Genomic DNA, 14,218 nt, shown 5'->3' on the forward strand with positions numbered 1-14,218 from the left:
TGAGTTGGCTGGGAGCTTATATAGCTACTGCGCGGACTGAACAGTGAATGGCAGTGAAACGGTGCCTGATTTGCCATCGACACGATCCCGGTAGATGGTCTCTATCGTATATGAACCGTCAGGAAGGCCGTCAAACTCAAAAGTTAGCGACGTCGACAGTTCGCGCTTTTCATTCCGGGAAGTTTGACTGAACTGTGCAAACCCGTCTTGTTTTGCAAGGACCTGACCTGTCGTATTCAACAGTCTGAAATCGACACTTAGATCGTAGGACTTGGATTCGCCGGCTTTTTGAAAGCCATACCCGACAGGCTCAATGTAGATAAGCAATGTTTCAGAGGGTGAGAATATAGTGGTGCGACGCGGAGTGAATTGTCCGTATCCACTCGCGGGCTCTGAAATGAATGTAGCCGCCGTAAACACGAGACCCGACTTTGACCAGGCAAGGTCATAGGCTTGTGCCGCTTGTTGGAGATCGGTGCCCGGCTCTGGTACGGACGCGTCCATAGCGATTGCCGCAGAGGTGTGGGCGGTTGCAACAAAAATTAATGAGAAAAATACGCTAGCCGATGCCGCTTTAAAGCGTGCTGTCATCATTACCCCCACAAAGCAGACAATGGCTTTTCTTATCGCCACCATTGCTGCCGATATAAACTGCTTGCAGCCTTGGGACAAGGACTGCAACACACCAGCTTAAAGAGAGGCAGTTAAAGAGTTTTTGCTTCCCAGGACTGACGCTTGCGGTAAATCGTTGAGGGACTGATTTCCAGCGCAGCCGCCGCCATCGCAATATTGCCATCGAATGCAGCAAGTGCATCTTCGATGATCCGGCGCTCCTGGGCCCAGAGCGGCTCAATGGACGCGAATGCGCGGGGAGGAGCGGCAGCGCGTGCCCGCTCACGTGAAAGGTCAACGACATTGGCCGCCCGTCCAGCAGGATCCCGTATGACCAGCGGAAGCATATCTAAAGACACGGCGGGGCCGTCGTTCATGACAACAATTTGCCGGATCGTGTTCTCAAGCTGGCGTACATTGCCGGGCCAGCCATAGCTAAGAAGGCAGGCTTCGGCGTCCGCATCGAAGCCTTTGAATTGCCTGACCTCTTCGCGGGCGTACCGCGCCAAGAATGTTTGCGCCAACAGCATCACATCTTCGCGCCGGTCTCTGAGAGCTGGTAATTGGATTGGCAGCACATGCAGGCGGTAGTATAGGTCTTCCCGGAAGCGTCCTGCTGAAATTTCCTCGAGCGGATTGCGGTTTGTCGCACAGATTATGCGGGCGTCGACCTTCCGGGTCTGGGTATCTCCGAGGCGTTGAAATGTACCGGTTTGCAAGAAGCGCAACAGTTTGCTTTGCAAAAGAAGATCCATTTCACCAATTTCATCAAGGAATAAGGTGCCCCCGTCAGCCTGTTCGGCAGCCCCCGCGCGGGTTTCGGTCGCCCCGGTGAAGGCACCACGGTTGTAGCCGAAGATCTCGCTTTCGATCAGATCTCGCGGAATAGCCGCGCAGTTGATCGTGACAAAACTCTGGTCGCTTCGGACTGAATTTGCGTGGATCGCAGTCGCACACAGCTCCTTACCGGTTCCAGATTCTCCAGTGATGAATACCGGAGCTTGTGACGGCGCCATTTTCAGGATCTGGTCAAACACCTGCCGCATGATTTCTGATTTGCCGATCAGGCTGTCAAAATTCAGGGATGATGAATCGCAGTCGGATGTTCTATGCTTGCCTGTCTGAATTCCAGACATGGGGGGAGTGTCTTTAGATACTGTGACGATCTCCGATGCCACAAGCGGCGCGCGCCAATCCCGGCCGCCTTTTCTCTGGTCCAGTTGGAACATCACTTTTTTTGCGAGCGCATCGAGACTGAATGGCTTTGTAAGAAAGTCATGTGCCCCAGACCTCATGGCGCTAACCGCACGGGAGACAGATCCCTTTGCGGACACCGCAATAATGACTGTGGACGGACAGCGGACAGCGAACGGCTCAAGAGCGCTATCTTCACCGAGGGCCTCAAGATCAAGAACCAGTATATCGGTGTTTTTGCCTGCCAGATCTTTCAGACAGTCTTGCGGTGCGTTGTAGAGCACAGGCTCCGCACAGTGTGCCGGGAGTTTTTCAACCACTGCAGCTGTTCGCGCGGCCTCCGACGGCAAAGAATCCAGTACACGCACCATGAGGGGCCGTTCGAGACCCATGTTACTCCCCATTGCTGGGCTTCTCCCGTCATTTGAAATTCGTCAGCCGGGTATCGACTCAATCACCATTAGAAATTTCTACGAACACGGTAAACAAAGCGTTGTCATTTCAAATTGCAGTCCGAGTTTCGCACCAAATTCGCTTGTCGGCACAAATGTGAGCCCCAGCAGGCTGGACTTTCTGGAAAACCCGCGCACCATTTATTGAAATAGGAGAAGACGCCAAAGCAACGTTGAGTGGCATTGGCACCAAACCCACAGCTTGACATGTTTGAATGCGATAAGGTGTCAAGATTGCGCTTAATCGGGGACAAATCCCCAAAACCTCTGATCTTTTCCCTTCCGGATTCGGAAGCGTGGAATTGTTAAGGCATGATTAAAGCGGGTGTTGTGATTCGAGTTGAGAGCCTGCAGAAGCCATGGGGCGCACCGCTACCATCTTTATAATGATTTGCATGGGCGTAATTGCCTTGTCGGCGGCTGCCGTATTGATTTTTCAGTTTGGCCGTCCGTTCGGTGAGGCAGTGTCTCTTGGTCTTGCTCTGATGTGCACCATGATCCTGAGCCATGTCCTTTTGACGCGGGCTCAGGACAGAAGTTCGGTCAGCGAAGCGGTCGACAGGCTGGAAGACAGAATGGCAGACCTGGATGAAGATCTTGAAAATCTGGAAGGTCGCCTGACAGGCGTTGAGCACAACATACCTCGCCGGACCCGGCTTGAAATCGATCCTCTTTTTGCAGAGGTCGAGGTGTTGGGGACTTTGGTCAAGCAAATGGCCGAAGCGATGTCCGACCTTGAAACACGGGTGGAAGAACAAGAGGCTCTGCCGCCGCAGGCCCATCAGTCTTTACCGCACTACCAATCCCAGCAGCCTGCTCCGCCTTCTCCGCGGGGGCTGCCGCATCCGCACTATCCAGCCCAGTCTGAACAGCACACTTACCCGCATTCTCAACCGGCAGATGGGCGGTACAGCCGGTATGAGCCACCTGAAACCCGGCCGCACCCGCAGGCCGCCCAACAGGCTCAGTACGCTGCGCACGAGGAGCTGCATACCCGCAACGAACCGACACGACGCGCCCCGGAACCAGTCGTTTCGCCGCCCTACGAGCGCAATTCCGCACCGGAACATGCGCGGGCCGCACCGCCGGTTAGGGTGCCCGAACCTCTCGATGACTCCGACTTTCCCATGGAGCACACAATTGCTGAGGTGCCTCCTGCGGTTGAAGAGCCACAGCCCGATCCTGCGATGCGTGAACTGATCAGATCCGCGCTTAACGCGAACCGGGTCGAACTCCATTTGCAACCGATCGTGACGCTCCCTCAGCGCCAGGTGAAATATTATGAAGCCTTCACCAAATTGCGCGATGCCGATGGCGCGATGATCAGCGCCGCGACCTTCATGCCGGAAGCCGTTCGCAGCGGCCTTGCGCCAAGAATTGACAATCTGCTCCTGTTCCGGTCGGTTCAGGTCATGCGTCGCTTAACCTCGCGCAACCGTAAGGCCGCGCTGTTTTGCAATATCTCTTCCCTGTCTCTTGTGGACGAGACGTTTTTCCCGGGCTTTCTCGAGTTTGTAAATGCAAACAGGAATTTTTCGGAAACGCTGGTCTTTGAATTCACCCAAAGCGATGTGGCCGCGATGGGAGCGGTCGAAATGGAAAGCGTCGACGCCTTGTCAGAACTCGGCTTTTATTTTTCGGTCGACCAGGTGGACAATCTTAAAATGGACTTCAAGGCTCTGGCGCAACGCGGGTTCAAATACGCCAAACTGCATGCCGACTACTTAATCGGCCGACGCGCTGTGCATCATGGTCACATTCATCCAGCCGATTTCGGGGATCTGTTGCACCGCTATGGCATGGAATTGGTGACCGATCACGTCGAAACCGAAAACCAAGTTCTCGAGCTGCTGGATTTCGATATCAAGCTTGCGCAGGGCAACCTGTTTTCGCCCCCTCGTCCAGTCCGTGCGGAGGTCTTGCAGGGAACGCCAGCACCGGCGCCAAAAACCCGCGCAGCTGGGACCGCCTAAGCGTTTTCTAGCTCACATCAGAAAAGAAGCGCACCGCAGTTGGCGGCGCGCTTTAATTTTTCAGTTCACGGCGGGCCCAACCGTCACGACCGTCGGGTCCTGAGTGGCAAGCAACCGTTGCGCTACCCGCTGCACATCTTCAAGACTGACCGCTTCGATTTCCGCATTCCGCTTTTCGAAATAGTCGATCGGCAAATCAGCGTTTTGGAGGGCGACCAGCTGGCTGGCGATTTTGCCGGACGTGTCGAACCGCAGGGCGTAAGAACCCGTCAGAAACCGTTTGGCGGCCTCCAGCTCGGCGGACGTCGGCCCTTCGGTGGCCATCCTGTCAATCTGATCAAGCATTACATCAAGGGTTTCGTTTGCACGGTCTGCCCGTGTGGCTGCGGTGGCAATGATCATGCCTGCGTGCTCATAAGGAATGATTGAACTATTTGCGCCATAGCTCAAGCCGCGCTTTTCGCGAACTTCCTCAAACAACCAGGATGTAAAGGTTCCACCACCCAGGATATGGTTCATTACGAAGGCTGCCTGAAAGTCGGGGTCATCGCGTTTTAGTCCGGGAAGTCCGATCATGATTGAAGTCTGGGGAACCGGAAGTGTTTCGCTGACCCGTTCACCGAAGGCCGCCTCGGCATCCGCAACACTTCCCAGTTCGGTGTTTTCCGGCAAGTCTGCAAAAACCTTGTCAAGTAATAGGCCAAGGGTGCCAGCATCTATCGCGCCAACCACTCCAATGCGCAGCCCCGAACGGCTGAACAAAGCGCGATGTTGCTGATCCAAGTCGCCGGGGGTCAGGCTTTCCAGGGTCGACTCAGTACCACTGGTCGGGATTGCATAAGGATGCTCGCCGAAAACCGAGGCCATAAACGCTTTTCCTGCGATAGCATTCGGCTCCTTTTGCTGCCGGCGCACGCCGGCGATTAGTTGAGCCTTTATCCGCTCGACAGCGTCCTCGTCAAACCGGGGCTCATTGACTGCGATCGACAACATGTCGAATGCCTCATCGACTGTTGGTGCCAAGGTTCGCAGACTACCGAAGAACGCGTCTCGGGACGTGCTGAAGCCGATGCTGATGGCGAGCTGTTCGAGACGTGCCTGATAAGCTTCTGAATCGAGATCGGCGGCACCTTCGTCCAGTGTTGCCGACAGCAATCTGGTCAGCCCAGACTTGCTTTCAGGGTCGAGTGCCGCCCCGTTGTCGAATGAAAAGTTCATTGCGACCAGCGGTACGGTGTTGTCCTCTACCAGCCAGGCCTCGATTCCCTGAGGGCTGACCACCCTTTGAATCTCGACAGCGCGGGCGGTAACAGTCATGAAAACAATCAAGACCAGCGCAACAGTGGCGTGAAATGGCAGTGACAGTGCGCGCGAAAACGGTGTCATTCTAGTCAACTCCGGTCCGCTTCTAGGGACGTTTCAGCGTCTGCGGCATTGTCCGGAGCCGGCGGCGCAGACTTTAGGTATCCAACGACAGGGACACTTGTGAGGTAAGCTTCCGCAGCCTGTTCCACGTCCTCAATTGAAACACTTTGAATGCGCGCAGGCCATGTCTGGACATCTTCAATCGTCTGCCCGGTGGTCAATGCAGTTCCGAAGATCCGAGCCAAAGACACTTGGCTGTCCTGAGCGTAAATCGCATCGGCCACCATGCGGTGCTTTGCAGCCTCCAGTTCGTCTTCAGTGATCCCGTTTTCGATCAGGTCTTCCAAGACCGCCGAGATCCGGGGTTCCAGGTCCTCAAGTCTGGTGCCGTCAGCGGCTGTTGCGTAGATGCCAAAGCGGCCATCGTTCAGCGCACTTCCCTGATAGTAGCTCCCCGCCGAAAGGGCGATTTCCTCATCTAGGACAAGAGCCTTGTGTAAGCGGCTGGTGGGGCCGCCGCCCAAGACATAGGCGAACACATCAAGTGCTTCGGCTTCCAGATCGTCCGCAGTGGTTGCGCTTGGGACGACCCACGTTTGCGAGAGGGAATCCTGTTGAACCCTTGCATCAGTTAACGTAATCGCGCGCTCTCCCGATAGTGGCGGTTCAACGGGTCGTTGGCGTGCACCAGGGTCTGCCCGTCGCGGTAGTCGCCCGTACGTTTCTTCCGCAAGAGCCTGCACTTCGCTGGCGTCCACGTCGCCGGCCACAATCAAAACGGCGTTGTTTGGTGTGTAGAACCGGTCGTAGAACGCAATTGCCGATTCCTTGTTAAGGCCTTCAATCTCGCTTTCCCATCCTATCACCGGAGAGCCGTAGGGATGGTTGACGAATGTCACCGCATTCAACGCTTCGCCAAGCCTGGACTGGGGCCGGCTGTCCACACGGCTCCTGCGTTCTTCGAGAACCACCTCGCGCTCTGGATCGACGACCTCATCACTTAAAACGAGGTTTGCCATCCGGTCCGCTTCGAGCTTCATCATGAGCGGCAGGTGCTCTTTGGCGACGCGCTGGAAATAGGCCGTGTAGTCATAACTGGTAAAAGCGTTTTCCTGTCCGCCAAGATCCGCAATGACTTTCGAGAAAGCGCCGTCCGGATTGTCTTTAGTTCCCTTGAACATCAAATGTTCAAGAAAGTGCGCGACGCCGGACTGCCCTACAGGCTCATCGGCTGAGCCGACCTTGTACCACAGCATATGGGTGGCGATTGGAGCGCGGTTGTCCGGGATTACAACCACTACCAACCCGTTGTCGAGCGTAAAGTGGCTGAGATTGGGAGCGATCGTCAGCTGGTTTTGACTGTCTGCAGCTTGTGCTATTCCCACAAGGCCTGGCGGAGTGGCTGCGCCGAACAGCATGGTTCCGCACAAAAGAACGGCCGTAACATGCCGCAGCTTTTGTCCTTTAAACGGAGTGTATTTGTACAAGTCATACTCCTTTGCATTCGGAGATCGAAAAAAACCCGAAACCATCTCGTTCCCATATAGGGCAGCGTTGGTTCCGGGTCTCATTACAGTTTCGTTAGATTGCGATGCGCTATTACTTGTTTGCACCGCGCTGGCAGTGCCCGCCGCCGCGCTCCACGCAGCGCATGTCAAGTGGTGCCGAATCGTATTCGTCCCGAGGTCTTTCGGTCTTGACCTCGACGACCTGTGGCATCGGTGCATTGGGCGACGGCACGCTGTATTCCGTGGGGGGATCGGTCAGGTAGCGCCGTTGCGGCAGCTGGTTTTGCGTAGCAACAAGATTTTCCTGTTGCAGCGCGTTTGCAGCGTTGCCTTGTTCGCGAAGCTCTTCATTCGTCATGCGCTCGCCGGTGATCAACCGGTTTGCTCTTGCATCCGCTGCCGTTGCTTGAACCGTTGGTGCACCTCGGATGTCAATGCCGCGCATCTGTTCCGGGGTCAAAGGCGCATTTCGGTCCCGTCCGCCCTGCGCATAAAGGGCCCGGATGTCTTCCAAGTCCTGATTGACCTCGTTTTCTGGCCAATTCTCGGAGCTCCGACCGGCGACCTGCGTCTCCGGAGAGGGCAAGGCTGTCGGATTCGACGGCATTGCAAGTGGTGCGCGTGGTTTGTATTCGATCGGTTTTGCTTTTGGATCCACAGCGCCCAGGCCGGACATGACGCTGTTCACCAATGCGGTGTCCGGCGCTTGACTTGTTCCGTCAGCTGCCTGGCAGGCACCAAGCGCAATAAGCCCGAGCAGGGCGATGCCCCGTTTCAGGTTCGGGAGTTTTAGTTGCTCAAGCATTGGGACCTTCGCGTACTTGACCTTTTGAAATCGCCTCGGTTCCTATCCGCTTTTTGCGGCCGAATTGGGACTTTCAGTAAAACTGTCATACAGCAGTCCGACAACCCCTGCAACGATCCACACATCAGCGAGGTTGAACACGTACCAGGAAAACGTCCCGACGTGAAAATGAACGAAGTCAACGACCGCGCCGTGATAAATCCGGTCGAGGCCATTCCCGAGTGCCCCTCCTATGACCAAGCCAAGCGCAAGCGCAACCAAACGCGACTGGGCCCGTGCGCCCCACACCCATAAGAACACTGTGGCTGCCAGGGTGATTGCGATCAGCAAAATCCGACCGAGATCAGTATATTGTTGAAACAGGCCGTAGGAGATACCCCGGTTCCAAACCAAGACAAAATCAAGCACCGGCAACAGCTGAACCGGGCCATAGGTGCCAAGATCAAAACTGTAGAGCAGCCAAAGCTTGGTTGCCTGATCTGTCAAGAAGCCGATCACGGCAACACTCAAGACGAAGGCGCTCAAGCGGCCCCATAGTAAGGGCCGCTTTTTCGTTTCATTCATTGCGTTCAAGCGGCAACATTCCTTGCGTCCCACTCCCGCAGCGCTTCCGCGTCGCGAAGGGTCACGTCCGGGTAATCCGGATCAGAGCCAACCTCCGGCAGGATTTTCCAAGAGCGCGCACACTTGTTGCCCTTCGCAAGGCCCGGCACAACCGCCACACCCTGCGTGTCCTCAAGCGTAAACGCCCCATCCGGCGCCGGCGTGCTAACCAATGTCAGCTGGCTCGTGATTGCGATGTCAGCCAGATCCTCATCTTCGATGGCGTCCAGCAACGCTGGATCGGTGACATGGACCACCGGATGCGCTTCCAATGACGAGCCAATTCGTTTCTCGCGCCGTTCGACTTCCAGAGCGCCGGTGATGACGCGCCGAACGGTTTTGATTTTTGCCCACTTTTCGGCAAGCGCCGCGTTGCTCCAATCGGCGGGAACTTCCGGGAATTGTTCAAGGTGAACCGATGTGTCCTGACCGTAGCGCGACGTCCAGGTCTCTTCCATTGTAAATGGCAGCATGGGCGCCATCCAGGTCACAATGCAGTTGAACAGCTTGTCGATTACAAAGAGAGCCGCGCGGCGTCGGACGGAACTCGTCTTGTCGCAGTAAAGTGCGTCCTTGCGGATGTCGAAATAGAACGCTGACAGTTCCACCGTCATGAATGTGAAGAGGTGGTGGAATACGCGTTTATAGTCGAAGTCCCTGTAGCCTTGGCGGACCAAGGCATCCAGCTCGGTGAGCCGGTGCAGCATCAGGCGTTCCAGCTCAGGCATGTCGCTCAAAGCAATTTCCTCCTTTGCGCCATGCGCAAGAGATCCGAGCATCCAGCGCAGGGTGTTGCGGAGTTTCCGGTAGCTGTCGACGTTTGTTTTGATGATCTCCGGACCGATACGTTGATCTTCAGCATAGTCTGACGACGCGACCCAAAGCCTCAAGATATCGGCGCCATACTGTTTGATGATATCTTGAGGGAACACCTGATTGCCCAGAGATTTAGACATTTTGCGCCCGTCTTCGGCCATCGTAAATCCGTGGGTCAGGACGGCGTCGTAGGGCGCATGCCCGCGGGTGCCACAGCTTTCAAGCAAAGAGGAATGGAACCAGCCTCGGTGCTGATCTGAGCCTTCGAGATATAAGACGTGGTCCTTACCGCCAAGTCCCTTCCGGCATGGGTTCAGGTCATCGCGCTTTTCCATACAAAACGCGTGCGTTGACCCTGAATCGAACCAAACATCCAGAATGTCCGTGACCATGTACCAGTCATCGGCTTTGTGATCGTCAGCAAGAAACCGTTCTTTTGCTCCTTCGGCGAACCACGCATCGGCCCCTTCAGCAACAAATGCGTCAAAGATCCGCTGGTTGACAGCCTTGTCACGCAGGATTTCGGAAGTGTCTTTATGGATGAAAACAGTGATTGGAACGCCCCAGGCCCGCTGACGGGAAAGGACCCAATCTGGCCGGTTCTCGATCATGGACCGCAACCGGTTTTGCCCGGAAGCGGGAACAAAACGGGTGTTGTCAATGGCAGTCAGCGCACGCGTGCGGAGCGTATCGCCTTTACCGGAAAGGTCCTTGTCCATATAGACAAACCATTGCGGCGTGTTGCGGAAGATGATCGGCTTCTTGGAACGCCAGGAGTGCGGGTACTGGTGCCGCATCCGGCCAAGGCCGATCAAGGCTCCGGCTTGTTTCAGAAACTCAATATTTGCCTTGTTGGCTTTGCCCTTCTCGCCCTTGTGCGTGATGACCTGGTTGCCTTCAAGCCCTGGGGCGTCCTTTGTGTAGTAGCCGTCATCGGCGACAGTGAAAGGGATCGTCGTGTCAATCCCGCGGGCTTCGAGATCGCGCGTGTTGGCCATCCAGATTTCGAAGTCGTCCGCACCGTGGCTCGGTGCGGTATGAACAAAGCCGGTGCCAGCGTCATCCGTGACGTGATCGCCATTAAGAACCGGAACGTCGAATTGGTAACCGCCAAGGTTCAGATCCCGGTAAGGGTGTGCAAGCGTGACGGAAGACAGCTCCCCGGCGCTTACCGGGCGTACGAGCCGGAATTCTTCGATGCGGGCATTTTTGAAAACGTCACTGGCGAGGGCGTCCGCAAGGATGAGAAGGTCCCCTTTTTGCACCCAATTATCGTCGGGAAGCCCTTCCTGCGTGACTTCGTACAGACCGTAGCTGATATTTGAAGAAAAGCAGACGGCCCGGTTGCCAGGAATTGTCCATGGGGTTGTGGTCCATATCACGACAGAAGCCTCAAGGAGCTGCTCGGCCGCAGCCTCGTCTGTGCCACCCGCTTCGACAACCGGAAATTTTACCCAGATCTGATCGGACTGGTAATCGTGGTATTCGATTTCAGCTTCGGCCAGCGCTGTTTTTTCGACAACAGACCACATGACGGGTTTGGAGCCGCGATAGAGCTGGCCGGACATCGCAAACTTCATCAGCTCGTTTGCAATGACTGCTTCGCTTTCAAAGCGCATCGTTAAGTAAGGGTTGTCCCAATCGCCCTCAATGCCGAGGCGTTCAAACTCGCCGCGCTGAACCTTAATCCAATGCTCGGCAAACTCTCGGCATTCCTGCCGGAACTCGTTGATCGGTACCTCGTCCTTGTTTTTACCTTTGGCCCTATACTGTTCCTCGATTTTCCACTCAATCGGGAGCCCGTGGCAGTCCCAGCCCGGAACGTAATTGCTGTCGTAGCCCATCATCTGCATGGAGCGGGTGACAATATCTTTGAGGGTCTTATTGAGCGCATGGCCGATATGTATGTTGCCATTCGCATATGGTGGGCCATCGTGGAGGATGAACTTGTCCCGCCCCGCGCTTTGTTCTCGCAGCTTTTTATAGAGCTTCATGTCTTGCCAGCGCGCAAGGATTTCCGGTTCTTTTTTCGGTAGGCCGGCGCGCATTGGAAAGTCAGTCTGCGGCAGATTGAGTGTCTCGGAGTAATCACGTGTCGGTTTGTCGGTCATGACTGGCCTGATCTTCGCTTTAACGCTTACGCTTGTTCTCGTAATCAAGAGTTTTGGGGCCTGCGATCAGCGATTGCTGATGCTGGCGAACGGTGTAAACCGTGAACCCGGTCCCGGGACGCCACAAACAAAAGGCGTTATCCGCGGGCCGGGCTTGTAATTCGGCGCCAACGGATCACTCCAAGTCGCTTGATATTTATCCGGTCAAATCGCATGCCAGCTGACATACCAGCACTGCGGACGAGAATAAAGTCTCGGTGAAGCAATTGGTGGCTCTGTTTTGTCTGCAGTGAGACAAGGGAATGATAGACGATGCCCGAACGGCATTAGGCCCGAGTTTATCTGAGCGCTCGATTTCGCGCCGAATTCTATTTTCCTTAATACTTGTAGAAGAGGCTGCCGACGTCTTTGTTTTTGTCGGTGCACCATGCGATTCGAGCTGCACGCTTTGATTACCGGAGAACGGGTCCGTATTGCGTCACAGATGGCGCCAGTGGCCTACCTGTTTGCATTGTGCTTTTTCCTCTACGCTCTCGGCAAACCGGTTTACGGAGCTGGTTTTGTTTTTCCAATCGACTTTTTGTGCTTTTGGACCGCGGCGGAAGAAGCGCGGCTTGTTGGGCCAGCATTTGCTTACGAAAACCAGTTTTTAAAAACTGCCCAGGCGCCTTTCACGAGAGATGGGATGTATTTCCCATTCATGTATCCGCCGACATTCTTGCTGACTATTCTTCCGCTTTCGTCCTTATCCTTTCTGACGGCCTACATTGTTTTTATGGGCCTGTCGCTTTCAGTTTATGCAGTTACTGGCCGCTTGGTTTGGGGAAACTGGCAAGGGGCTATGTTTCTGTTGGCTTTTCCGGCGACACTGAACGCTGCAGCGCATGGCCAGACGAGCCTCTTGACCTGCGCGTGTCTTGGGGTGGGACTATACTGCCTTAAGAATCGGAGGATGGTGCTCGCTGGCGTGTGCTTCGCGCTCATGACATTCAAGCCACAAGCAGGCGTGTTAATCCCATTCGCGTTGCTTGCAGGACGGTATTGGCAAGCGTTCATCGTAGCCTCTTTCGGCACGATTTTGTGGGCACTTATAAGCTGGGCAGTTCTAGGCACGGATACTTGGCTGGCATTTCTCGAACAGAGTTCGTTTGCTCGCAGTTTGATGTCTTCCGGCGTATTGGAATTTCACAAGATGATTTCTTTAAACGCGGCCTTGCGTTTAGGGGGGGTAAATGAAGACTTGGCAATCATCCTTCAAGCCGCCTTATCGTGTCTGCTTTTGGCGGTGGTCGTTCTAGCCTGGTCAAAAGATGCAATACCGTTCGAACTGAAGGCAGTTGTCTTGGTCAGCGCTGGACTGCTGGTAACTCCATATTCACTATCCTATGACCTAACCCTTCTTGTGCTTGCAGTTCTTTTCTTCGCAATCTACGCAAGGGCTTACAGCTACCGCAGTTCAGACATCTACTTGCTGGTTATTGCTGTCGCATTTAGCGGCGCGACCCGTATCCTCGGGGATGTCGGTATCCCTATCGGTCCTCTTCCTGCGGCCGCGATGCTGTATCTCGGTCTCAGCCGCTTGCAGGACCACATAACCTATTCCGAGCTAATTCCTTTCGGCGCAATCAGGCTGAAGGGCCGTGAGAACGATACAAAGGCAGTGTAAGCCAAAGGTGGCAGGGCGAGCGGCTGTTTAAGCCCCGGGCATCAAAAGGGTGTCTATCTCGCCCAGAGGCTTCAAGCTGGAAAGAGCCGCGCGTGCTTCCAGGCTGTCTTTGTCCATCTGCGCCACGAGGGTTTCTGCGCTGTCAAATTTCTCCTCGCCTCGTAAGTAAGATACGACATGCGTGCGCAGTTTTTTTCCGTATAGGTCGCCCTGAAAGTCAAAAAGATGGATTTCGAAAAGGGGAGCGCCGTTGTCGAAAGTTGGCCGGCGGCCAAAACTAGCAACGCCATCAAACAAGTGATCCTCCACTCGAATTTTGACGGCGTAAATGCCATGCTTCAAAGGGCACCCGATAGGGAGCTGCAAATTGGCCGTTGGATAGCCGAGGTCGCGACCGCGCTTGTCGCCATGCCGGACTTCGGCATCAAAAAACCAGCGGTATCCTAGAAGTCCGTTCGCTAAGGCGATGTCGCCCTCGGCTAGCGCCTCACGGATCCGCGATGACGAGATCACTTGACGGCCTTCGTCGGTTTCTGGTTCAACCTGGGTGACCCCAAATCCAAAGCTGAGGCCGCTTTTCTTCAGAAACTCTGGTGTTCCCATGCGGGCGCGCCCGAAATGAAAATCATGACCGGTGACCGCATGGAAAATCGCGAGTTTTGACATGAGGATATCAGAGACAAACTCTTGCGCTTCGACACCGGCAAATTCCCGAGAAAACGGTACCACCAGCACGCCATCCAATCCGCATGCTGCCAACACCTCCGCCTTTTGTTTTTCCGGGGTGAGCCGGAAAACGGGTGCGTCGGGCTTAAAGACTGTACGCGGATGCGGCTCAAAGGTCATGGCATACACAGGTCGTTTTTCCCGATGTCCAATGGTTTGGGCAGCCCCCAACACGGCGCGATGTCCCCGATGCACGCCGTCAAAATTGCCGATCGCAACGACGCCGTTCCGCAAAGTTTTCGGGACATCCTCAAGGCCATTGACATGCTGGAATTGGCCAAGAGTCGCTTCAGTCATAAGTCCGCCTTCATTTCGTCAAATGGTCCAGCGCCAAAAGGCGTTGCCTACCGTATGTGCAAAGTGGCACCGGCTATATTGGCCTCGATT

10 protein-coding genes are annotated in these 14,218 nt (G+C 55.1%); 2 read left to right on the forward strand and 8 right to left on the reverse strand.

Annotated features, from left to right (window positions below):
• Positions 1 to 24: 24 nt before the first annotated feature.
• Complete coding sequence (locus tag JM93_RS10395) at positions 25 to 504, reverse strand: hypothetical protein (RefSeq protein WP_145343025.1); 480 nt, start codon at positions 502 to 504, stop codon at positions 25 to 27.
• Between the two features lie 200 nt (positions 505 to 704).
• Positions 705 to 2,210, reverse strand: coding sequence for a sigma-54 dependent transcriptional regulator (locus JM93_RS10400; RefSeq protein WP_145343027.1), 1,506 nt, complete (start codon positions 2,208 to 2,210; stop codon positions 705 to 707).
• A gap of 407 nt (positions 2,211 to 2,617) precedes the next feature.
• On the opposite strand from JM93_RS10400, the gene JM93_RS10405 reads away from it, so the two are divergent.
• On the forward strand, positions 2,618 to 4,231 hold the full coding sequence (locus JM93_RS10405) for an EAL domain-containing protein (RefSeq protein ID WP_145343029.1): 1,614 nt from the start codon (positions 2,618 to 2,620) through the stop codon (positions 4,229 to 4,231).
• Between the two features lie 60 nt (positions 4,232 to 4,291).
• On the opposite strand, the gene JM93_RS10410 is transcribed toward JM93_RS10405, so the two are convergent.
• From JM93_RS10410 to ileS, 5 genes are all read right to left on the reverse strand, one after another.
• The gene (locus JM93_RS10410; RefSeq protein WP_145343032.1) at positions 4,292 to 5,617 is read right to left on the reverse strand and encodes a M16 family metallopeptidase; all 1,326 of its coding nucleotides are present in this window, start codon (positions 5,615 to 5,617) and stop codon (positions 4,292 to 4,294) included.
• 5 nt (positions 5,618 to 5,622) lie between these two features.
• Positions 5,623 to 7,014 carry a M16 family metallopeptidase gene (locus JM93_RS10415; RefSeq protein WP_145343298.1) on the reverse strand — a complete coding sequence of 464 codons (1,392 nt, stop codon included), beginning with the start codon at positions 7,012 to 7,014 and terminating at the stop codon, positions 5,623 to 5,625.
• A 181-nt stretch (positions 7,015 to 7,195) separates the two neighbouring features.
• Positions 7,196 to 7,909: a hypothetical protein gene (locus tag JM93_RS10420; protein ID WP_145343034.1), complete on the reverse strand. Its 714-nt coding sequence runs from the start codon at positions 7,907 to 7,909 to the stop codon at positions 7,196 to 7,198.
• A gap of 42 nt (positions 7,910 to 7,951) precedes the next feature.
• A complete protein-coding gene (gene lspA, locus JM93_RS10425) occupies positions 7,952 to 8,473 on the reverse strand; it encodes a signal peptidase II (RefSeq protein WP_145343300.1) in 522 nt (173 codons plus the stop codon).
• Positions 8,474 to 8,478: 5 nt separating this feature from the next.
• Positions 8,479 to 11,439 carry an isoleucine--tRNA ligase gene (ileS, locus tag JM93_RS10430; protein WP_145343036.1) on the reverse strand — a complete coding sequence of 987 codons (2,961 nt, stop codon included), beginning with the start codon at positions 11,437 to 11,439 and terminating at the stop codon, positions 8,479 to 8,481.
• Positions 11,440 to 11,866: 427 nt separating this feature from the next.
• Here ileS and JM93_RS10435 point away from each other — a divergent pair, with 427 nt between their 5' ends.
• Positions 11,867 to 13,105 carry a glycosyltransferase family 87 protein gene (locus JM93_RS10435; protein ID WP_145343038.1) on the forward strand — a complete coding sequence of 413 codons (1,239 nt, stop codon included), beginning with the start codon at positions 11,867 to 11,869 and terminating at the stop codon, positions 13,103 to 13,105.
• Between the two features lie 27 nt (positions 13,106 to 13,132).
• Here the strand turns inward: JM93_RS10435 and JM93_RS10440 are convergent, their stop codons facing one another.
• Positions 13,133 to 14,128 (reverse strand): bifunctional riboflavin kinase/FAD synthetase, encoded by a 996-nt coding sequence (locus tag JM93_RS10440; RefSeq protein ID WP_145343040.1) that lies wholly within the window; start codon positions 14,126 to 14,128, stop codon positions 13,133 to 13,135.
• Positions 14,129 to 14,218 lie beyond the last annotated feature (90 nt).

The organism is Roseibium hamelinense (assembly GCF_007830545.1).
GTDB lineage: Bacteria > Pseudomonadota > Alphaproteobacteria > Rhizobiales > Stappiaceae > Roseibium > Roseibium hamelinense.

Bases quoted from the DNA above. Each gene is read 5' to 3' on its own strand.
- ileS (WP_145343036.1), bottom strand. From the start codon at position 11,439: ATGACCGACAAACCGACACGTGATTACTCCGAGACACTCAATCTGCCG.
- JM93_RS10410 (WP_145343032.1), bottom strand. From the start codon at position 5,617: ATGACACCGTTTTCGCGCGCACTGTCACTGCCATTTCACGCCACTGTT.
- JM93_RS10395 (WP_145343025.1), bottom strand. From the start codon at position 504: ATGGACGCGTCCGTACCAGAGCCGGGCACCGATCTCCAACAAGCGGCA.
- JM93_RS10420 (WP_145343034.1), bottom strand. From the start codon at position 7,909: ATGCTTGAGCAACTAAAACTCCCGAACCTGAAACGGGGCATCGCCCTG.
- JM93_RS10400 (WP_145343027.1), bottom strand. From the start codon at position 2,210: ATGGGGAGTAACATGGGTCTCGAACGGCCCCTCATGGTGCGTGTACTG.
- lspA (WP_145343300.1), bottom strand. From the start codon at position 8,473: ATGAATGAAACGAAAAAGCGGCCCTTACTATGGGGCCGCTTGAGCGCC.
- JM93_RS10415 (WP_145343298.1), bottom strand. From the start codon at position 7,014: ATGCTGTTCGGCGCAGCCACTCCGCCAGGCCTTGTGGGAATAGCACAA.
- JM93_RS10440 (WP_145343040.1), bottom strand. From the start codon at position 14,128: ATGACTGAAGCGACTCTTGGCCAATTCCAGCATGTCAATGGCCTTGAG.
- JM93_RS10405 (WP_145343029.1), top strand. From the start codon at position 2,618: ATGGGGCGCACCGCTACCATCTTTATAATGATTTGCATGGGCGTAATT.
- JM93_RS10435 (WP_145343038.1), top strand. From the start codon at position 11,867: ATGCGATTCGAGCTGCACGCTTTGATTACCGGAGAACGGGTCCGTATT.